A 19087-nucleotide genomic window follows, 5' to 3' on the forward strand; every position below is an offset into this window, starting at 1 on the left:
GCCTCGGCGGAAGGCGAGTCGTGGCTGTCATCGCAGGTCATCATGAGCTTTAGAAATTCAGATACACATCGTGTATCTTGGCTGCTATCCTCATGTGACAAAGGAGACCGTCTCATGCCGCAAGCATTCAAAACAGTGACACGCGCCGTGAATCTCCGGATACGCGAGGATGTTCGCGACCTGATCGACCACGCGGCGCGCGCCCACAGCAAGACGCGCTCCGAGTTCATGATCGACGCCGCCCGCCGCGCCGCCGAGGACACGCTCCTCGGCCAAACGCTCGTCCGTGTCGATCCGGAGACCTATGCCGAGTTCCTGACGGTACTGGACCAGCCACCCGGAGGCGAGGGCTTCGAGCGGCTCATGGCGGCGCCGCGGCCATGGAAGGGCTGACGCTACGCGCACCCGCCCCGCTGGCGGACAGACATCTGCTGGATGCCTTCGATTCGGGCGCTCCGGCTCTCGACGACTGGCTGAAGCGGCGCGCGCGGGCCAATCAGGCCGGCGGTGCCTCCCGGATTTATGTCGTCGCCGAGGAGACAGGCCGGGTCGTAGCCTATTATGCCCTCGCCTCCGGAGCCCTCGCATCTGCCGTGGCGACCGGGCGGCTGAGGCGGAACATGCCCGATCCCATCCCCATGGCCATCATCGGACGGCTGGCCGTTGATCGCGGCTTCCAGGGGCAGGGACTTGGCGTCGCGATCCTGAGGGATGCAGTGCTCCGCACCCGTCAGGCCGCAGCGATCCTTGGAATCAGGGGCATCCTCGTTCATGCCTTGTCCGAGGATGCCAAGCGCTTCTATGAGTGCCACGGCTTCAGGGCCGGATCAGCGAGCCCGATGACACTGGTCATGAGCACCGCCGACCGGCCATGAGCATCGTCCGTTCTCAGTTCGCCGTATAGACCAGCTCGCGCTCGGCCTTGGGCGGCAGGAAGGCGCGGGAGAAGATCTCCTCGGGCTTCGGCGTGCGGGCGAGCTGATAGCCCTCGACGATGATGCCGATGGCGTTGGCCATGCGAGCGTCCTTGGTGTCGCCGACGCCGATCTCCTTCAGCTCGGGCGAGACCATCAGCTCGGTGAAGGAGTATTGCAGGCGTCGCTTCTCGATCTTCTCGTCGACGAGATTGTCGAAGTTCATCACGCCCTTCATGCCGATGGACTGATCCTTGGCGATCTCCATCATCGCCTTGTTGGTCGCGCGCACGAGGCCAGCGACGGCCTTCGGGTTCTCCCTGATCAGCTTCTGCGAGACCATCAGGCCATTCGAATAGAGATCGAGGCCATAATCGCCGAAGCTGAGGAAGTTGAAGTCCTTGTCCGGGTCCTGGCGGTTGAGCAGCAGGTTGAAATAGCCGGTGATGTTGAAGATCAGCGCGCCGTCGATGTCGCCCTTGATCAGCAGCGGCTCCTGCAGGTTCGGCGCCATGTTGGAGAGCTTGACCTTGCTCATATCGACACCGTTCTTGCGGGCGAAGACCTCGAGCAGGCGGGTGGTCGGGGTGCCCTGGGCGCCGCCCAGCGTCTTGCCCTCGAGATCCTTGGGTTTGGCGATGCCGGCCGTCTTCTTGCTGGAGATGGCGAAGGGCGGGCGGTTCCAGATCATGTAGACCATCACCGGCGCCTCGCCCGGCTTGGCGGCGGCGTTCTGGATGATCGCGTTGACGTCGCCGAAGCCGGCGTCATAGGCGCCGCCCATGATGCGGGTGACGGTCGCACCGGAGCCCTCGCCCTGGTCGATGACGACATTCAGCCCCTCGGCCTTGTAGTAACCCTTGTCCCTGGCGACGAAGAAGGCGGCGTCCGACCCTTGCGTCTTCCAGCCCAACGTGAACTTGACCGTGGTCTCCTGGGCCTGGGCGAGGCTCGTGAAAGCAAGGCCGGCGATGAACGTGCCTACGAATCTTTTCAGCATCTTGGTCCCCTCTGTTGAGATTTTGAGTCAGGTTCAGGCGGCGATGAGATCGTTCTTGCGGGTGGCCCAGCCGGTGACGCGGCCCTCGATCAGCGAGAAGGCGGCGTAGAGCGCGACGCCGAGGCCGGCGAGGATGAAGAGCCCGGCGAAGACCAGCGGCACGTTGAAGTTGGACGAGGCCGACATCATCACATTGCCGATGCCGCGGTTGGAGGCGACAGTCTCGGCCAGCACCGTGCCGACGAAGGCATAGGTGATCGCGACCTTCAGCGAGGCGAAGAAGAACGGCATGGTCCGCGGCAGGCCGACATTCCAGAGGATGTCGAGCTTCGAGGCGCCGAGCGCCTTGAGCACGTCCTCCATCTCGGGCTCGGTCGTCGCAAGCCCCGTCGCGATGTTCACGACAATGGGGAAGAAGCAGATCGAAAGCGAGGTCAGCACCGCCGGCACCGTGCCGGAGCCGAACCAGAGCACGAAGATCGGCACCACCGCGACCTTGGGGATCGAGGAGAAGCCGATCAGCAGCGGATAGACCGTGTCATAAGCCGTCCGCGAGACGCCGATCATCGCGCCGAGCAGGACGCCGAGCGCGACGCCGAGCACGAAGCCGGTCATCGTCGTCGCCAGCGTCTGCAGGATATGCGGCCAGAGGATCGGCATGCGCTGCCAGAGCGTGACGAAGATCTGACTCGGGCGTGGCAGGATCAAATCCGACATGCCCGACACGAGGCAGAACGCCTCCCAGCCGACGAAGAACAGCAGGATCAGCCCGGCCGACCAGAACTTCTGCCTGTAGGCGAGATGGGTCATGGGGTGCTCCCCTCGGCAGCAGGCACGGAGCGGGCATCGACGATGAGGCCGCGCAGGCGCTGGTTCAGCGCGACGAAGTCAGGCTCGAAGGTCATGGCGATGCTGCGCGGGCGGGCGAAGGCGACGGCGCTGTCGTCGACGATGCGGCCGGGACGCGCGCTCATCACGCAGATGCGGCTGGCCAGATAGCCGGCCTCGCGCAGATCATGCGTGACCAGCAGCACGGTCGGGCGATGCGCCAGCCAGAGCTCCTGCATGATCGCCCAGAGTTCCTCGCGGGTGAACTGGTCAAGCGCGCCGAAAGGCTCGTCGAGCAGCAGCAGTCGCGGCTCGTGGATCAACGCCCGGCAGAGATTGGCGCGCTGGAGCATGCCGCCGGAAAGCTGCCAGGGATATTTGCCGGCGAAGCCCTTGAGGCCGACCTGTGCCAGCAGCGCATGCGCCTTGTCGCGGAAGGCGCCCTTGCGCTCCTGCCAGAAGCGCGAGCGGAACGGCTCGACGATCTTCAGCGGCAGCATGATGTTCCGCTCGATGGTCAGCCAGGGCAGCATGGTCGGGTTCTGGAAGGCCATGCCGACGCGCAGGGCCCGCGCCGCGACCTCGCGCCCGCCGACGATCACCACCCCGGAGGTCGGCTGCACCAGACCGCTGACGAGACGCAGGATGGTCGACTTGCCGCAGCCGGACGGGCCGACCAGCGCGACGAAGTCGCCATCGGCGATCCGCAGCGTGGTCTGCGCCAAGGCCGGCACCGAATTTGCTCCGCGTCCGAAGGTGACGCAGGCCTGCGACAGCTCGATCGCCAGGGCAGATGGCGCAGCCCCGGCCGAGGCATGCGGGGCCGGCGGGCGAGAGGGGACGGCGGGCTGCGGATGCATGCTGGTCATCGCAAAAGTGCATGCAAGCTCGATGCCAGACTGCATTCGATCGGCCGGCCCGCGCCTTTTGCGCCGGCTGGCAGCCGGCCCGCCGGGCGCCGGATTGCGAGGTTACCCATGAAGACGCTAAGACGAGGCTTCAGCAGTTCGGAATTTGACGATGGCGCGTGAGGAGAACCGGGGCCGCAATGCGACGGACCGGGTCGGGACGATCTGCCGCGCTCTGCGCCGGGCGATCATCGAGCAGGCGCTCGAGCCGGGCGCCAAGCTGCCGGAGGATGCGCTGGGCGAGCGCTTCGGCGTCAGCCGCACGATCGCGCGCCACGCGCTCGGGCAACTCGCGGCCGAGGGCCTGGTGGAGCTTCGCCGCAACCGCATCGCCGTCGTCGCGACGCCGAGCTGGCAGGAGGCGCGCGACGCCTTCGACATCCGCATCGAACTGGAACGGCTGGTCGTGCGGCAACTCGCCGGCCGCCTGAGCAAAAGCCAGGTCGCGCAGCTCCACGCCCATGTCGACGCCGAGGACGGGGCCCGCAACGGGCCCGATGCCGTCTCGATCCGGCTGGCGACCGAATTTCACATCCTGCTCGCGAACATGACCGAGAGCCCGATCCTGATCCGCTATGTCAGCGAGATCGCCTATCGCTGCTGCCTGACGCTGTCGCTGTTCACCCGTCCGCATTCGTCGGAATGCGCCATCAACGAGCACCGGCTGCTGATCGACGCGCTGGCGGGCGGCGACGCCGAGACCGTAATGTCGCTGATGCACCACCATCTCGATTCCGTCGCGAACCGCGCGCTCGTGGCCCAGTCGCGGCCGCGCGGGCGCGACATCATGGATATCCTCGCTCCCTATGCCGAACCGCCGCGGCCTGTGCTCTTGGCCGTGCCGGCTCCGGCCGCAGTCGTGAGAGGGACCCGCCGGAAGGCAGCCGCCGGCAGCGCCTGACCGCGCCAGGCAGCAGGCGGCGGTGTGCCCATGGCAACCGTTCCACACGGCATGACGGCATGTAAAGTGCATGCAGTTTAATCACGAACCGCAAGCCAATGATCACCTCACGCCGATGCCAGACGACAACATCTTCGACCTGATCTTTCGCCAGGCCCGCCTCGCCGGCCATGAGCGCCCGGTCGATATCGGCGTCCGGCGCGGGCGTTTCGCGGCGATCGCGCCGGCTCTCACGGTGGATGCGCCGGAGATCGTCGTCGGTGGCCGCGCCGTGCTGCCGGGCTTCGTCGATACCCACGTCCATCTCGACAAGGCCTGCCTGCTCGGGCGCTGCGGCCATCTGCATGGCGGCCTGCGGGAGGCGATCGCCGCCGTCTCGGCGATGAAGCGCGATTTCACCGTAGCCGATGTCTATGCGCGCGGCGCACAGGTGCTGGAGCTCGCCATCGGCAAGGGCACCACCCGGATGCGCAGCCATGTCGAGGTCGATCCGCGCGCGGGCCTGCGCAGTTTCGAGGCGCTGAAGGCGCTGAAACGCGACTATGCCTGGGCGATGGATCTCACGATCTGCGCCTTCCCGCAGGAGGGGCTGACCAATGATCCGGGCACGGAAGACCTGCTGGTGCGGGCAATGCGCGACGGCGCCGACGCGCTCGGCGGCTGCCCCTATACCGATACCGACCCGCATGCACAGATCGAGCGGCTGTTCGCCCTGGCCGAGCGTTTCGACGTCGATCTCGACTTCCATCTCGATTTCGACCTCGACGCGAGCTGGATGCATCTCGACGAGGTCTGCCGGCAGACCCGGATGCGCGGCTATGGCGGGCGCGTCGCGATCGGCCATGTCACCAAGCTGTCGGCGCTCCCGCCCGAAGCCTTTGCGCGGGCGGCCGAGCGCCTGGCCGAGGCCGGTGTCGCGGTGACCGTGCTGCCTGCGACCGATCTCTATCTGATGGGCCGCGAGGCGAGCCATGACGTGCCGCGCGGCCTGACCCCGGCACATCGGCTGATGGCGCATGGCGTCACCTGCTCGGTCGCGACCAACAATGTGCTGAATCCGTTCACGCCCTTCGGCGATGCGTCGCTGCTGCGGATGGCCAATTTCTACGCCAATGTCGCCCAGGTCGGACCGGAGGGGTTCGACGGCTGCATCGATCTGGTGACGACGCTGCCGGCGCGGCTGATGAACCTGAAGGATTACGGCATCGCGGTCGGCAATCCGGCCGACCTGATCGTGCTGGACGCCGCGACGGCCAGCGAGGCGCTGGCCGGAATCGCCGAGCCGGTGCTCGGCTTCAAAGGTGGGCGGCAGAGCTTTTCACGCCCGGCGGCAGCGCTGCATGCGCCGGAGCGCGAGGCGGCGCTGACGCGCGCCGCTTCGCTGTAGCCAGCGGCCGGATCACTCCGCCGCATTGCCCATGGCGAGCCGCAGCGGCGCGACCTGCGCCTCGTGCAGGGCCTGGTAGGGGCCGCCGGCCCGCACCAGTTCGTCATGACGTCCCTGCTCGGCGATCCCCGCCTGGGTCACCACGACGATACGGTCGGCATGGCGGATCGTGGCGAGGCGATGCGCGATCACAAGCGTCGTCCGCCCCTCGGCGAGTTCGGTCAGGGATTGCTGGATCGCGGCCTCCGTCTCGGTGTCGAGCGCCGAGGTGGCCTCGTCGAGGATCAGGATCGGCGGGTTCTTCAGGAAGATGCGGGCAATGGCGAGCCGCTGCTTCTGGCCGCCCGAGAGCTTGACGCCGCGCTCGCCGATCAGGGTGTCGAGCCCGGCCGGCAGGTCGGCGATCATCGTCTCCAGACGCGCGCGACGCGCGGCCTCGGCGATCTCGTCCTCGGTGGCGTCGAGACGGCCATAGGCGATGTTCTCGCGGATCGTGCCGGCGAAGAGGAAGACATCCTGCTGCACGATGCCGATCTGGCGGCGCAGCGAGGCCAGTGTCAGCCTGCGGATATCATGGCCGTCGACGGTGATGCTGCCGGCATCGATCTCGTAGAAGCGCGGCAGCAAGGAGAGCAGCGTCGTCTTGCCGGCGCCCGACGGCCCGACAAAAGCAACCGTCTCGCCGGCCGCGATGGAGAGGTCGATGCCGGCGAGGACCGGCCGGCCCTTCGTATAGCCGAAATCGACCTTCCCGAAGCGGATGTCGCCCTTTAGCGGCGGTGCCTCGATCGCATCGGCTGCATCGGCTATGTCGGGCTCCGTCGCCAGCAATTCCTGATAGCGCTGGAAGCCGGCGATGCCCTTCGGATAGGTCTCGATCACGCTCGCGATCTTGTCGAGCGGACGATAGAACACGCCGACCAGCAGCAGGAAGCCGACGAAGCCGCCGACGCTCAGGCTGCCCTGCACGACATACCAGGTGCCGGCCAGCATCACCGCTAGCTGGACCATCCGCATGCCGAGATAATTCACCGCCTGGCTCGCCGCCATGATTCCGTAGGCTTCGAGCTTGGTCGTGCGGTAGCGCTGGTTGTCACCGGCGAAGAGCGCGCGCTCATGGGCCTCGTTGGCGAAGGCCTGGACCACCCGCATGCCGCCGATATTTTCCTCCAGCCTCGCGTTGAAGGCGCCGACCCGACCGAACTGGCTGCGCCAGTTCTGCGCCATGCGGGCGCCGTAGCGCGCCACGACGAAGCCGGCGAGCGGTACGATCAATGCCGTCATCAGGGCGAGCTGCGGATGCACGCTCAGCATCAGCAGGAAGGCGCCGATGAAGGTCATCACCGCGATGAACAGATCCTCGGGGCCGTGATGGGCGACCTCGCCGATCTCCTCCAGATCCTTGGTGACGCGCGCGACGAGATGGCCGGTCTTCTGCTCGTCGTAGAAGCGGAAGGAGAGCTTCTGGAGATGGTCGAAGGCGCGGCGGCGCATCTCCGTCTCGATGTTGATGCCGAGCCGATGGCCCCAATAGGTGACCACCGCCATCAGGCCGGAATTGACCGCGTAGATCACCAGAAGCGCAGCGCCCGCCATCAAGATCAGCGGCCAGTCGCCGCGCGGCAGCAGCAGGTCGACGAAGGCCTTCACGGCCATGGGGAAGCCGAGTTCGAGCAGCCCCGAGATGACGGCGCAGCCGAAATCGACCAGGAACAGCGTCCGGTGCGGGCGATAATAGGCGAAGAACTCTCTCAGCATGGCGGGTTCATAGCAGATCGCCGGCCGTGGGCATCAGCCCGCCGACGCGAGCCCGCCATGCCGGCGCCGGCCCGGTCCGGACGTATCACCTGACCGCGATGGTGCCGATCGCCATCGCCACGGCGGCCTGGGTCGGGTCGATGACGGGAATGCCGAGCTCCTGCTCCAACGGCCGGCGATGGCGCGCCATCCCGGCGCAACCCATGACGATGGCACCGGCACCGTCGATCTCCTTCAGTTCGCGGCCGATCGCGATCATGCGCTCCAGCGTGCGGTCGCCCGAGGCGGTCTCGGCGACGGACATCTCGAGCGGCCGCTCGCCGGCGAGCCGGTCCATCAGGCCCATCTGGCGCAGATAGCGGATATGACGCGGGATCGAGCGGCTCTTGATCGCGATGACGCCGAAGCGGTCGGCGCGGGCCAGTGCCGTCAGCACGCCGCTCTCGGCGATGCCGAAGACGGGGCTCGTCGTGCCTTCGCGCGCAACGTGAATGCCGGGGTCGGAATAACAGGCGATGACGAAGGCATCGACATCGTTGGCCGCCTCGATCTTGCGCCGCAAGGGAATCGTGACACTGTCGGCATGCTCCTGCGTCTCGACGCCGAATGGGCCCTCGGCAAGCGTCTCGCAGACGATCTCCGGCCCTTCCGCATAGCAGAGCGGCAGCACGGCCTGGCGCAGCCCCTCCGTCACGACCTCGTTGGAGTTGGGATTGATCACGAGGATACGGGCGCGGCGGGTCATGAGGGTCTCATCCATTCTGGGCCGGCAGGTCTCGGTTCGGCCGTGTGGCGGCATCATCGGGCGGCGCGCGGCGCAGGTCCACCCTCGGCAGCGGATGACAGCCCTCCTCCCGGATCGTGGCGGCGGCTTGCCGCGCCATGAGGCTTCGCGCAGATTGCCGGGCAATCGGGTCCGGACCGGGGGAGAACGACCATGCGGCGCGCACTGACGATGAGCATGGCAGCGCTTGGGCTGCTGGCGGGCAGCGCCGCTATGCCGGCCCCAGCGCGGGCCGAGAGCTGCGAAGATCTCTGGTATGCCCGCAACGAAATCTACAAGGCGCAGGGCTACTGCTTCCGAACCCGCCGCGGCATCGAGGCCTTCGGCAATGCCGGCTGCCAGTACGACAATGCGGAGGACCTGCCGCTGTCGAACAGCCAGCGCCGGACCATCGCGGAAATCCAGCGCGAGGAGCGCGCCCGCCGCTGCCCGCGTTGAGAGAACGGCCACGCTGAAACTCCGCCCCGATTATTGTGGACGCCGGCCCCCGACTCGGACGCAACTGCGAAAGGCCGTGCTAGAAGCGCCGGTCGCGAGCCCTCCGGTCATCCACCTGACGGCGGCCCAGAGCCTCGCGAGCAAGACTGAATATCGGCGGAGCGGCGCGATCACGGCATGACGACGGCCATCGACATGGGCTTGGGCCAAGGCGGTCAACCCGCCCTGCTCGATCTCGCTGAATTGCTGGCGACGCGGCTTCTGGTCCAGGGTAATTCCGGCTCCGGCAAGTCGCATCTGCTGCGGCGCCTGCTCGAACAGAGCGCGCCACTGGTGCAGCAGGCGGTGATCGACCCGGAGGGCGACTTCGTTTCGCTGGCCGACCAGTTCGGCCATGTCGTCGTCGATGCCCAGTGCGGCGAGGCCGAGCTGCAGCGTGTCGCCTTGCGGGTGCGCCAGCATCGCGTCTCGGTCGTGCTCAATCTGGAAAACCTCGAAGCCGACGAGCAGTTGCGCGCGACCGCCGCCTTCCTCGGTGGGCTGTTCGACGTCGACCGCTCGCTCTGGTTCCCGATGCTGATCGTGGTCGACGAGGCGCAGCTCTTCGCGCCAGTGATGGCGGGCGAGGTCTCCGACGAGGCGCGCCGGCTCTCGCTCGGCGCCATGACCAACCTGATGTGCCGGGGCCGCAAGCGCGGGCTCGCCGGCGTGATCGCGACGCAACGCCTCGCCAAGCTGGCCAAGAACGTCGCGGCCGAGGCCTCGAACTTCCTGATGGGGCGCACCTTCCTCGACATCGACATGGCGCGAGCCGCCGACCTGCTCGGCATGGACCGCAAGCAGGCCGAGATGTTCCGCGATCTCGAGCGCGGGCAGTTCGTGGCGCTGGGCCCCGCCCTGTCGAAGCGGCCGCTGCCCTTGCGGATCGGGCCCGCCACCTCCGTCGACCGTGGCGGCGCGCCGGGGCTGATGCCGCTGCCCGAGCAGGCGCCGGAAGAAGCCGGCAAGCTGATCTTCACGGCCGGTGCCGACGAACCCCTCCCGATCAGCCGGATGCCACGCCCGGCGCCGCGCCCGCGGCCGGCCGTCCATGAGACGATGCGACAGATCGAGAGCTATCGTCCGACGGCGGCGCCCGATCCCGAGCCGGAAATCCCGATGGAGCCGGCCGAGCGCGAGGCGATCATGACCGAGATCCTGCGCGAGCTGATGGCCGACCCCGAGGCGCGCTCGCGCCAGGTCGCGGTGCTCTATCAGGATTTCACGGTGCGCTGCCGGATGCGCCGGCTCGGCCGCACCAATCCCGGCCTCGACGAGTTCCGCCGGCGGCTGGCCGTCGCGCGGGCCGGAGCCAGCGACGAGATCGTCGGGTCCGACATCTGGCGGGCCGCGGTCGAGGCCTCGCTGGCCTTGCCGGACGACCTGCACGGACTGTTCCTGTTCATCGCGCGGGCCGCGATGGAAGGGGCGCCCTGCCCCAGCGACGCCGAACTCGCCAGCGTCTATGGCAGCCATTCGCCCAGCCGGGCGCGGCGCCTGATTACCTATATCGAGGAGCGCGGGCTGCTGGTCTGCCATGTCGATTTCCGCGGCCAGCGCACGCTCGCCCTGCCGACGCTGGGGATCGAGACCGCACCGGGCCAGGGCACGATCCGGACGGCCGGCGTGCCGCGCGGCGCGCGCGCCTGACGGGCCGCGGCGGCGCTCCACGCGTTGCGCCGCACAACATCCCGAGGCGCCCGCGAACTTGACCAGCCGGCCCATGACCGTGCATGACCGGAGCCCGAAATCCACGGTCCCTGCCGATGCGCATCCTGCTGATCGACAACTACGACAGCTTCACCTGGAACCTGGTCCACCTGATCGGCGGACTGGGCGCGCAGGTCGACGTGCGCCGGAACGACGCGTTGACGGTCGACGAGGCGCTCGGTGGCGATCACGACGCGATCGTGCTGTCGCCCGGTCCGTGCACGCCCAACGAAGCAGGCATCTGCCTCGATCTCGTGCGCGAGGGCGCGGTCAGCAAGCCGATCTTCGGCGTCTGCCTCGGGCTGCAGGCGATCGGCCAGGCCTTCGGCGGCGATGTGGTGCGCGCGCCACTGCCGATGCATGGCAAGGTCTCGGCGATCCAGCACAGGGCGCGCGGGCTGTTTCGTGGCATCAACGGACCGCTGCAGGCGACGCGCTATCATTCTCTGGTCGTCGCGCGCGAAACCTGCCCGACCGATCTCGAGATCGAGGCGGAGACGAGCGACGGGCTGATCATGGCGCTGTCGCATCGCAGCCTGCCGGTGCATGGCGTGCAGTTCCATCCCGAGAGCATCGCTTCCGAACACGGTGCGACGATCCTGCGGAATTTCCTCGACCTCGCCGAGCGATGGCAGCGCGACCATGAGAGCGCCGCGCTGGCCGGCGCGGTCTGAGCCCGGAACGCCCGTTCGAGCCGCCCTTTTCCAGATCGACTGCTTCCAGGTCGCCCTCTACACAGAGTTCCCATGGACGATTTCAAACCCTTCATCGCCAAGGTCGCGACCGGCGCCTCACTGTCCCGCGACGAGGCCCGCGACGCCTTCGACACCATCCTTTCGGGCGGTGTGACCAATGCACAGGCGGCCGCCTTCCTGATGGCGCTGCGCGTGCGCGGCGAAACCACGGAGGAGATCACCGGCGCGGTCGGGGCGATGCGCGGCAAGATGCTGACGGTGAAGGCGCCGGTCGACGCCATCGACATCGTCGGCACCGGCGGCGATTCGTCGGGCTCCTACAATGTCTCGACATTGGCCTCGATCATCACCGCTGCCTGCGGCGTGCCCGTCGCCAAGCATGGCAACCGTGCCGCCTCGTCCAAGACCGGCACGGCGGATGTTCTGATGGCGCTCGGGGTCAAGGTCGGGCTCGATCCGGCGGCGACCGAACGCTGCCTTGCGGAAGCGGGCCTCTGCTTCATGTTCGCGCCGACGCACCATGCCTCGATGCGCCATGTCGCGCCGGTGCGCGTCGAACTCGGCACCCGCACGATCTTCAATCTGCTGGGCCCGCTCTCCAACCCCGCCGGGGTGAAGAAGCAGCTTATCGGCGCCTTCTCGGAGACCTGGCTAGAGCCGATGGTGCGCGTGCTGGCGACGCTGGGCTCGACCCGAATCTGGGCCGCGCATGGCTCCGACGGCCTAGACGAGATCACCACCACCGGGCCAAGCCGCATCGTCTCGCTCGACAACGGCAAGGTCGAGAGCTTCACGATCAGCCCCGACGATGTCGGGCTTCCCCGCGCAAAGCCCGAGGATCTGCGCGGCGGCGAACCGGCGCAGAACGCGGCGGCGCTGCGCGCCGTGCTCGATGGCGAGAAGACCGCCTTCCGCGACATCGCCGCCTTCAATGCGGCGGCAGCGCTGCTTGTCGCGGGCAAGGCGGGCGATCTGCGCGACGGACTGGCACAGGCCACCGCCGCGCTCGATTCCGGCAAGGCGAAGGCGACGCTGGCTGCGCTCGTCGCCAGCTCCAACGCGTGAGGCGGCGATGACCGACATCCTCGCGAAGATCGAAGCCTACAAGCGCAGGGAGATCGCCGCCGCGAAGGAGGCCGTGCCACCGGCCGAGATCGAGCGGCGCGCACGGGCGGCGGACCCGGTCCGCGGTTTCGCCGCCGCCATCGCGGCGAAGCATGCCCAGGGCAAGCCGGCGCTGATCGCCGAGATCAAGAAGGCCAGCCCGTCCAAGGGCCTGATCCGCGCCGATTTCGACCCGCCGGCGCTGGCGCGCGCCTATGCGCAGGGCGGCGCCGCCTGCCTCTCGGTCCTGACCGACGCGCCCTCCTTCCAGGGCAAGCCCGAATTCCTGACGCAGGCGCGCGAGGCCTCCGGCCTGCCGGCGCTGCGCAAGGATTTCCTTTACGAGCCCTATCAGGTCCATGAGGCGCGTGCCTGGGGCGCCGACTGCATCCTGATCATCATGGCCGGCGTCGACGACGCCACGGCCGGCAGCCTCAACGCGACGGCGCGCGAACTCGGCATGGACGTCCTCGTCGAAGTCCACAACGAGGCCGAGCTCGAGCGCGGGCTCTCGCTCGGAAGCCGCCTGCTCGGTATCAACAACCGCGACCTGCGCAGCTTCCATGTCGATCTCGCCGTGACCGAGCGCCTCGCGCCGCGCATCCCCTCCGACCGGATCATCGTCGGCGAGAGCGGCATCTTCAGCCATGCCGAGACGCTCCGGCTGAAACGCTGCGGCGTCGAGACCTTCCTCGTCGGCGAGAGCCTGATGCGGCAAGCCGATGTGGCGCAGGCGACGCGCGATCTGCTCGAAGGCCCGGGCCGCGAGGTCGCCGCGTGAGCCGGCTCAGCCATCTCGACGCCCGCGGCCAGGCCCATATGGTCGATGTCGGGGACAAGGCCGAGACGTCGCGCATGGCCATCGCCGAGGGCTGCGTCGTGATGCAGCCGCAGACGCTGGCGATCGTGCGCGACGGCGACGCCAAGAAGGGCGACGTGCTCGGCACCGCACGGCTCGCCGGCATCATGGCCGCCAAGCGGACGCATGAGCTGATCCCGCTGTGCCACCCGCTGCTGATCAGCAAGGTTGCCGTCGATCTCGTCCTGGACGAGGCCCTGCCCGGCGTGCGCGTCCGCGCCGAGGTCAAGATGAAGGGCCAGACCGGCGTCGAGATGGAGGCCCTGACCGCGGTCAGCGTCGCCTGCCTGACGGTCTACGACATGGTCAAGGCGGCCGACCGCGCCATGCGGATCGAAGGTATCCGGCTCGTCCACAAATCGGGCGGCAAGTCCGGCAGCTTCGACGCCGGCGATTCTGCGGCGGAGACGGCCTGATGGCGCTGACCCCGGTCCCCGTCGCGCTCAGGGCCCTGCTCGACAGCGTTCCGGCGGCGACGCCGGCCGAGACCCTGCCGCTGGCGCAATGCGCCTGGCGCGTGCTGGCGGGCGATATCGCGGCGCTGCGCACGCAGCCCCCCTTCGCCAATTCCGCGATGGACGGCTATGCGGCGCGGGCCGACGATCTCTTGCCCGGACGCGACCTGCGCGTGACCGGCGAATCCGCCGCGGGACGCTCCTTCGCCGGTTCGCTCGCACCGGGCGAGGCCGTGCGCATCTTCACCGGCGCACCGATCCCCGACGGCGCCGACACCATCCTGATCCAGGAGAATGCCGACGGGGTCGGCTCCGCCACGATCCGCGTGCGCGAGGGGGCCCCCAGAGGCAAGTTCATCCGCGCGGCCGGGCTCGACTTCGGCACGGGCGATGTGCTGCTGCAGGCCGGCCGCAAGCTCGACAGCGCCGCACTCGGCCTTGCCGCCGCGGCGGGCCATCCGACGCTTTCGGTGCGCCGCAAGCCGCTTGTCGCGATCCTCGCCACCGGCGACGAACTCGTTTCGCCGGGCGATCCGGTCGGGCCCGACCAGATCGTCGCCTCGAACAGCTTCTCGCTCGCCGCGCTGGTCGAGCAGGCAGGTGCGACGGCGCTCGATCTCGGCATCGCGCGCGACAACCATCCCGACCTCGCCGCGCGGATCGAGCAAGCCCGGGCCGCCGGCGCGGATGTGCTGATCACGCTCGGCGGTGCGTCGGTCGGCGCGCATGATCTGGTGCAGGAGGCGCTGACGCGAGCCGGCATGGCGCTCGGTTTCTGGAAGATCGCGATGCGCCCGGGCAAGCCGATGATGACCGGCCGGCTCGGCCGCATGGTCGCGGTAGGGCTGCCGGGCAACCCGGTCTCGTCGATCGTCTGCGGCCATCTCTTCGTCGTGCCGCTGATCGAGGCGCTGCTCGGCATGCCGGCGCCCGAGCGAGACCGCAGCGAGCCCGGCATCCTCGGGCGCGACATGCCGGCCAATGACGAACGCGAGGATTATCTGCGCTCCGACCTTGCCTTGACCGAAGCTGGCTGGCAGGCGACGCCGTTCGAGCGGCAGGATTCCTCCATGCTCGGCCTGCTGTCACGCGCACAGGCGCTGGCGATCCGCCCCGCCTTCGCGGCGCCCGCCAGGACAGGCGATCCCTGCCGCATCATCAGGCTGCGCTGACGCAAGGCGAGGCGCGCTTGCGGAACACAACGCGAACGGGTATGGTGTTCGTGATTTGTTTCGAATCTGCGCCCACTTACATCTATCATCGCGCCGGCGGGGACCATGCTGACACGCAAACAGTTCGAACTGCTTCGCTTCATCCAGGAACGCCTGCGCGAAAGCGGCGTCCCCCCTTCCTTCGACGAGATGAAGGATGCGCTCGACCTGCGCTCCAAATCCGGCATCCATCGCCTGATCATGGCGCTGGAGGAGCGCGGCTTCATCCGCCGGCTGCCGAACCGGGCGCGCGCGCTCGAGATCATCAAGCTGCCCGAGGGCGTCGGTGCCGGCGGCCAGCCGACCGCGCGGGGCCGTTTCAGCCCGTCGATCGTCCAGGGCGGTCTCGGTAAGGACAGCGGGCTCGGCAAGGTCAGGCCGGTCGAGACGGCCTCCGACGACATCCGCACGACCATCGCGATTCCGGTGATGGGCCGCATCGCGGCCGGCACGCCGATCTCGGCGATCCAGAGCCGCAGCCACAGCGTCGCGCTGCCGGCCGACATGCTGGGCGCGGGCGAGCATTTCGCGCTCGAAGTCCGCGGCGACTCGATGGTCGACGCCGGCATCCTCGACGGCGACACGGTGGTGATCCGCAAGCAGGACAGCGCCAATACCGGCGACATCATCGTCGCCCTGATCGACGACGAGGAGGCGACGCTGAAGCGGCTGCGCAAGCGTGGCTCCTCGATCGCGCTGGAGGCGGCGAACCCGGCCTATGAGACGCGCGTGCTCGGCCCGGACCGGGTCAAGATCCAGGGCCGGCTCGTCAACCTGATGCGGCGCTACTGAAGCCGTTCCGGATTGGCCGGATCGTCCACCGGCTGGGCGGCGGCCGGCCTGGCCGGCGCTGATGCTGGAGCCTCGACCCGGCGGCTCCAGGGCCGCTCGCCGGAGCCCTGTTCCGACGTGTGGCTGCGCCATGCCCCTCCCCGGCGGATGAGCGCTGTCGCGCCATCGCGGGCCAGCGCCGTGCGGTCGACGAGTTTCGTGGCGCAAGGCGCGGTCCAGGGGATCGGCGTGACGACGAGATCGGCGCGGCGACAGTCCTCGATGATGGCGAGCCGGTCGCGCGCATAAGCGATGCTGCGGCCGTCCCTGGTCGCGATGACGCAGCCGGCATCATCGCAGGCAGCCGCCTGTCGCAAGCTGGCGTCGTCGGGGTTGCGGCCATCGCCGTCGGCGGTGAGCCATTGCTGCAGGACGAAGCGGCTGGGCTTGCCGGCGACGACCAGCAGGCCGTCCTTGCCGCGCACGGCAATGCCCGAGCCGTCACGCTCGATCAGGACGTCGGGTCGCTCGGGCTTGGCCGCGACCGCGACGCCGACGACGAGCGGCAGGAGCGCGAGCAGGCGCAGTCTGGTGGTCCAGAGGGTGAGCCAGAGCAGCGTCGCGGCGAAGCAGGCGAGCGCGGCCGGGCCGAAGGCCGCGATGACGAGCGTCGAATGGTCGATGGTCGCGACCCAGTGCGCCAGCTTCAGGACCACGTCCGAAGCGAACCCCATCAGCCACCAGGCCGGAGCATCGAGCCCGAACGGATAGGCGAGCACGCCAAAGACCGCCGCCGGCATCACGCAAAGCGACACGAAGGGCAGTGCCAGCGCGTTGCCGAGCAGACCGAATGGATTGAAGGTCTGGAAGTGATAGGCGCCGAAGGGCGCTGTCGCGGCGGTCGCCAGCAGGGTCGTGACGATGACGCCGACCGAGGCGATCCAGAGTGGGCCCAGCGGCCAGGGCAGCAATGATGGCGGGTGCGGACGGGTGCGGTTCTCCCAACGCTCAGCGAAGGCGATCAGGGCCGCCACCGCGCCGAAGGACATCTGGAAGCTCGGCCCGAGCAGCGCGTCGGGCTCGCGCAGCAGCACGATCATCGCCGCCAGCGCCAGATTACGCATGCTCAGAGCCGGCCGGTCGACCAGGATCGCCCCGAGTATGACCAGCGTCATGATCAGCGAGCGCACGGTCGCGACCTCGGCGCCGGAGAAGACGCAATAGCCGATGGCGCCGACCATGGCGGCGACGGCGGCGATCTTCTTGACCTGCCAGTGCAGGGCGAGCGTCTGCGAGAGGGCGAGCAGCGCCCGCACCAGCCAGAAGATCGTGCCGGCGGCGAGCACCATGTGCAGGCCCGAGATCGAGACGATGTGGTAGGCGGTTAATCCGGCTTCAGGATACCGTCAGCACGTATGCGATCGCGCTAGATGCGGTCTGAGGCTGGCGAAAGTCTCCGCCATCAGCGTGGACAGCCGCTGCGCGGAGTACTGATCGCGCCTTCTCGATGTCGCTGGCGTCCGTAAGGGCTATCCACAGCAGGATCTGCTGAACCCGCAACGCAAAGGCCTCGCCGGAGCGGACGTCACCGGCATCCATGCGAGCGAAGGCAGCCTGTCTCTCCTAGAAAGCGGTCCGGACGACGTCGACGATCTGCTCCCGGTCGCCGCCTTCCTGCTCGATGATGTAGTCCACCGTGCGGAACAGTGCCTGGTTCGAAACCGCCAGGAAATTCCGGTCCTCGCCGTTCTCACGATCGTTCCACCAAGCGTAGATGAAGAAGGCATAGGCGGCGCTGGCCAGCGAGACGCGGCCGCGCTCCAACGGTCCGGCCCTATGGACGCCTCGCTCAGCCTCTCCTGCAGCAGCAAGGCGATATCCGTCGCCGTCCGCTTGAACTTCCGCTGTACGATCTCGACAGGTGTACCGCTGACGTCCTTTTCCTTGCCGCCGAACATGCGGCCGATCAGATTGCCGATGCCCAAGTTAGCCCCTCGCCTCGCCAGGTTTCATACTAGGCCGTAATCCATGGCAGGCTAATTCGAGGCCGTTGGCCCAGGGTAAACCACTCGCACTTTTCTCTGATTGGTCGGCGCGGCTTCGGTGCCGGAGGAAATGGGTGTCGCGAGCGTCTCCGGCGGTTTCGGAGCCGCGAGCTCCAGTTTGGCAGAAGGACGCGCTCGACTGGTTAGATCCAGTCCAGGTGAACCGTGGCTTTTGCCTTGGTGCTCCGCGCCGGCTGATGTTGCCATCAGGATGCCCAGGACCGCCGAGCCAACCGGTACCGACAAGATGCGTCGCATCAGAATCCCCATTTAACCGAGCCTGAGATGAGCGAGGGGCCGGTCCTTTCGGAGCCGGCCCCTTGCGACGCGAAATCAGTCGATGACCTGCACGATGCGTCCAGTGTCGGGATCGACGAGCACGGTGCGGTTGTTGACTACTGTGTAACGATAGGTGGTCGCGCCGTATTCACGCGGGACTTCGTAATAGGTCACGCCCTGGCGCGGCAGGGTCGAGCCGACCACGACCGGCTCGGCATAGGTATAGGACGGACGGCGCTGCTCGGTGACATAGCTCTGGAAGCGCGGGGTGTTGTCGCCGATGATCCCGCCGACCACGGCGCCGCCGACACCGCCCACTACCGCACCAACCGGGCCGCCGACGATGGCACCGCCCACGGCACCGGTGAGTGCGCCGCTCGCTGCACCACCCTGTGCGCCCGGAGGATTCTGCGCGATCGCGACGGCGGGGACTGCAGCCAGAGCGAGAACCAAAGCAAACTGCTTGATCATAATGAAGTCTCCTCGCCGCCATACGTCGGGACGATCCCTGGTTGGCAGCCGGGGCGATAACTCGGCTAAATTACTAAGGTTCCAAACTGCGTAGTTTGGCAAACAATAAAAGTCATTCATGTGGTGTTCATTTTGCAAGCAAATTTTTTCGACCATGAAGAACTAACAACGCTAGTTGAATTTATGTTCATCTGGCGTTCGGGAGCGCGCTTGCCTGAGTGAAATCAATAAAAATGCCATCGCGTCTGCAACGTCATGTCGTGCGCGCTATTGGGAGCCATGCCCTAATAGACTGAAATTGGGACGGCGGCGGGCCCGGAAGTGGGCACCCCGTGGCCGCCTGCTACGCTAGCGCGAAGCACGTGGCCAGTCGTTGGTTTGGTCCTATGCTGGCCGAGCGCAGTCCGCCCCTGCCGCCCTCATCGTGCTCGTCGGCCTCTATCCCGGATAGATCGGTTGGCAGAGACTTCAGCACGCCGTCGCGTGAGCCCTAGATCTGTTTCGTCACGGGCGGCTGTCCGGCATACGGA

The 19087-nt window shown here is 67.7% G+C and carries 20 protein-coding genes; 12 read left to right on the top strand and 8 right to left on the bottom strand.

What is annotated here, in order from left to right:
* Positions 1–114 precede the first annotated feature (114 nt).
* Both C8D03_RS23310 and C8D03_RS23315 read left to right on the top strand, forming a co-directional pair.
* On the top strand, positions 115–393 hold the full coding sequence (locus tag C8D03_RS23310; protein ID WP_108050104.1) for a type II toxin-antitoxin system TacA family antitoxin: 279 nt from the start codon (positions 115–117) through the stop codon (positions 391–393).
* Positions 381–875, top strand: a complete 495-nt coding sequence (locus C8D03_RS23315; protein ID WP_108050106.1) for a GNAT family N-acetyltransferase — start codon at positions 381–383, stop codon at positions 873–875. Before C8D03_RS23310 ends, C8D03_RS23315 begins: the two co-directional genes overlap by 13 nt.
* A gap of 13 nt (positions 876–888) precedes the next feature.
* On the opposite strand, the gene C8D03_RS23320 is transcribed toward C8D03_RS23315, so the two are convergent.
* The 3 genes from C8D03_RS23320 to C8D03_RS23330 are packed head-to-tail and all read right to left on the bottom strand — an operon-like array spanning position 889 to position 3602.
* Entirely contained in the window at positions 889–1914 is a 1026-nt protein-coding gene (locus C8D03_RS23320; protein WP_108050108.1) for an ABC transporter substrate-binding protein, read from the bottom strand.
* Between the two features lie 33 nt (positions 1915–1947).
* Entirely contained in the window at positions 1948–2724 is a 777-nt protein-coding gene (locus tag C8D03_RS23325) for an ABC transporter permease (RefSeq protein ID WP_108050110.1), read from the bottom strand.
* Positions 2721–3602, bottom strand: coding sequence for an ABC transporter ATP-binding protein (locus C8D03_RS23330; RefSeq protein WP_108051936.1), 882 nt, complete (start codon positions 3600–3602; stop codon positions 2721–2723). Before C8D03_RS23330 ends, C8D03_RS23325 begins: the two co-directional genes overlap by 4 nt.
* A 160-nt stretch (positions 3603–3762) precedes the next feature.
* Here C8D03_RS23330 and C8D03_RS23335 point away from each other — a divergent pair, with 160 nt between their 5' ends.
* Together C8D03_RS23335 and C8D03_RS23340 are read left to right on the top strand one after the other, a co-directional pair.
* The gene (locus C8D03_RS23335) at positions 3763–4551 is read left to right on the top strand and encodes a GntR family transcriptional regulator (protein ID WP_108050112.1); all 789 of its coding nucleotides are present in this window, start codon (positions 3763–3765) and stop codon (positions 4549–4551) included.
* A gap of 115 nt (positions 4552–4666) precedes the next feature.
* Entirely contained in the window at positions 4667–5938 is a 1272-nt protein-coding gene (locus C8D03_RS23340; protein ID WP_108050114.1) for an amidohydrolase family protein, read from the top strand.
* A 12-nt stretch (positions 5939–5950) separates the two neighbouring features.
* On the opposite strand, the gene C8D03_RS23345 is transcribed toward C8D03_RS23340, so the two are convergent.
* Positions 5951–7696 (bottom strand): ABC transporter ATP-binding protein, encoded by a 1746-nt coding sequence (locus C8D03_RS23345; protein WP_108050116.1) that lies wholly within the window; start codon positions 7694–7696, stop codon positions 5951–5953.
* A gap of 85 nt (positions 7697–7781) precedes the next feature.
* Positions 7782–8441, bottom strand: a complete 660-nt coding sequence (locus C8D03_RS23350; protein ID WP_181301201.1) for an aspartate/glutamate racemase family protein — start codon at positions 8439–8441, stop codon at positions 7782–7784.
* Between the two features lie 192 nt (positions 8442–8633).
* On the opposite strand from C8D03_RS23350, the gene C8D03_RS23355 reads away from it, so the two are divergent.
* The 8 genes from C8D03_RS23355 (at position 8634) to lexA (ending at position 15783) form a co-directional block, all read left to right on the top strand.
* On the top strand, positions 8634–8918 hold the full coding sequence (locus C8D03_RS23355; protein WP_248308592.1) for a YARHG domain-containing protein: 285 nt from the start codon (positions 8634–8636) through the stop codon (positions 8916–8918).
* Positions 8919–9095: 177 nt separating this feature from the next.
* Positions 9096–10607, top strand: coding sequence for a helicase HerA domain-containing protein (locus tag C8D03_RS23360; RefSeq protein WP_108050118.1), 1512 nt, complete (start codon positions 9096–9098; stop codon positions 10605–10607).
* An 83-nt stretch (positions 10608–10690) separates the two neighbouring features.
* Positions 10691–11341: an anthranilate synthase component II gene (locus tag C8D03_RS23365; RefSeq protein WP_248308593.1), complete on the top strand. Its 651-nt coding sequence runs from the start codon at positions 10691–10693 to the stop codon at positions 11339–11341.
* 72 nt (positions 11342–11413) lie between these two features.
* Positions 11414–12427 (top strand): anthranilate phosphoribosyltransferase, encoded by a 1014-nt coding sequence (gene trpD / locus C8D03_RS23370; RefSeq protein WP_108050122.1) that lies wholly within the window; start codon positions 11414–11416, stop codon positions 12425–12427.
* A gap of 7 nt (positions 12428–12434) precedes the next feature.
* Positions 12435–13247 carry an indole-3-glycerol phosphate synthase TrpC gene (gene trpC, locus C8D03_RS23375; RefSeq protein ID WP_108050124.1) on the top strand — a complete coding sequence of 271 codons (813 nt, stop codon included), beginning with the start codon at positions 12435–12437 and terminating at the stop codon, positions 13245–13247.
* A complete protein-coding gene (gene moaC, locus C8D03_RS23380) occupies positions 13244–13741 on the top strand; it encodes a cyclic pyranopterin monophosphate synthase MoaC (RefSeq protein ID WP_108050126.1) in 498 nt (165 codons plus the stop codon). Before trpC ends, moaC begins: the two co-directional genes overlap by 4 nt.
* On the top strand, positions 13741–14952 hold the full coding sequence (locus tag C8D03_RS23385; RefSeq protein WP_181301203.1) for a molybdopterin molybdotransferase MoeA: 1212 nt from the start codon (positions 13741–13743) through the stop codon (positions 14950–14952). Before moaC ends, C8D03_RS23385 begins: the two co-directional genes overlap by 1 nt.
* 105 nt (positions 14953–15057) lie before the next feature.
* Positions 15058–15783 (top strand): transcriptional repressor LexA, encoded by a 726-nt coding sequence (gene lexA / locus C8D03_RS23390; protein WP_108050128.1) that lies wholly within the window; start codon positions 15058–15060, stop codon positions 15781–15783.
* On the opposite strand, the gene C8D03_RS23395 is transcribed toward lexA, so the two are convergent.
* The 3 genes from C8D03_RS23395 to C8D03_RS23410 all read right to left on the bottom strand — a co-directional run bounded on the left by C8D03_RS23395 (position 15777) and on the right by C8D03_RS23410 (position 18557).
* On the bottom strand, positions 15777–17135 hold the full coding sequence (locus C8D03_RS23395) for a ComEC/Rec2 family competence protein (RefSeq protein WP_282568621.1): 1359 nt from the start codon (positions 17133–17135) through the stop codon (positions 15777–15779). The genes lexA and C8D03_RS23395 overlap by 7 nt on opposite strands.
* Before the next feature lie 250 nt (positions 17136–17385).
* Positions 17386–17586 (bottom strand): hypothetical protein, encoded by a 201-nt coding sequence (locus C8D03_RS23405; protein WP_108050134.1) that lies wholly within the window; start codon positions 17584–17586, stop codon positions 17386–17388.
* A 554-nt stretch (positions 17587–18140) separates the two neighbouring features.
* Positions 18141–18557, bottom strand: coding sequence for a DUF1236 domain-containing protein (locus C8D03_RS23410; protein WP_108050136.1), 417 nt, complete (start codon positions 18555–18557; stop codon positions 18141–18143).
* Positions 18558–19087: the final 530 nt, after the last annotated feature.

This window comes from Bosea sp. 124 (genome assembly GCF_003046175.1).
Lineage (GTDB): Bacteria > Pseudomonadota > Alphaproteobacteria > Rhizobiales > Beijerinckiaceae > Allobosea.

Bases quoted from the DNA above. Each gene is read 5' to 3' on its own strand.
- lexA (WP_108050128.1), top strand. From the start codon at position 15,058: ATGCTGACACGCAAACAGTTCGAACTGCTTCGCTTCATCCAGGAACGC.
- trpD (WP_108050122.1), top strand. From the start codon at position 11,414: ATGGACGATTTCAAACCCTTCATCGCCAAGGTCGCGACCGGCGCCTCA.
- C8D03_RS23325 (WP_108050110.1), bottom strand. From the start codon at position 2,724: ATGACCCATCTCGCCTACAGGCAGAAGTTCTGGTCGGCCGGGCTGATC.
- C8D03_RS23330 (WP_108051936.1), bottom strand. From the start codon at position 3,602: ATGCATCCGCAGCCCGCCGTCCCCTCTCGCCCGCCGGCCCCGCATGCC.
- trpC (WP_108050124.1), top strand. From the start codon at position 12,435: ATGACCGACATCCTCGCGAAGATCGAAGCCTACAAGCGCAGGGAGATC.
- C8D03_RS23310 (WP_108050104.1), top strand. From the start codon at position 115: ATGCCGCAAGCATTCAAAACAGTGACACGCGCCGTGAATCTCCGGATA.
- C8D03_RS23360 (WP_108050118.1), top strand. From the start codon at position 9,096: ATGACGACGGCCATCGACATGGGCTTGGGCCAAGGCGGTCAACCCGCC.
- C8D03_RS23365 (WP_248308593.1), top strand. From the start codon at position 10,691: ATGACCGGAGCCCGAAATCCACGGTCCCTGCCGATGCGCATCCTGCTG.
- C8D03_RS23350 (WP_181301201.1), bottom strand. From the start codon at position 8,441: ATGACCCGCCGCGCCCGTATCCTCGTGATCAATCCCAACTCCAACGAG.
- C8D03_RS23345 (WP_108050116.1), bottom strand. From the start codon at position 7,696: ATGCTGAGAGAGTTCTTCGCCTATTATCGCCCGCACCGGACGCTGTTC.
- C8D03_RS23355 (WP_248308592.1), top strand. From the start codon at position 8,634: ATGCGGCGCGCACTGACGATGAGCATGGCAGCGCTTGGGCTGCTGGCG.
- C8D03_RS23315 (WP_108050106.1), top strand. From the start codon at position 381: ATGGAAGGGCTGACGCTACGCGCACCCGCCCCGCTGGCGGACAGACAT.
- C8D03_RS23320 (WP_108050108.1), bottom strand. From the start codon at position 1,914: ATGCTGAAAAGATTCGTAGGCACGTTCATCGCCGGCCTTGCTTTCACG.
- C8D03_RS23410 (WP_108050136.1), bottom strand. From the start codon at position 18,557: ATGATCAAGCAGTTTGCTTTGGTTCTCGCTCTGGCTGCAGTCCCCGCC.
- C8D03_RS23335 (WP_108050112.1), top strand. From the start codon at position 3,763: ATGGCGCGTGAGGAGAACCGGGGCCGCAATGCGACGGACCGGGTCGGG.
- C8D03_RS23385 (WP_181301203.1), top strand. From the start codon at position 13,741: ATGGCGCTGACCCCGGTCCCCGTCGCGCTCAGGGCCCTGCTCGACAGC.
- C8D03_RS23340 (WP_108050114.1), top strand. From the start codon at position 4,667: ATGCCAGACGACAACATCTTCGACCTGATCTTTCGCCAGGCCCGCCTC.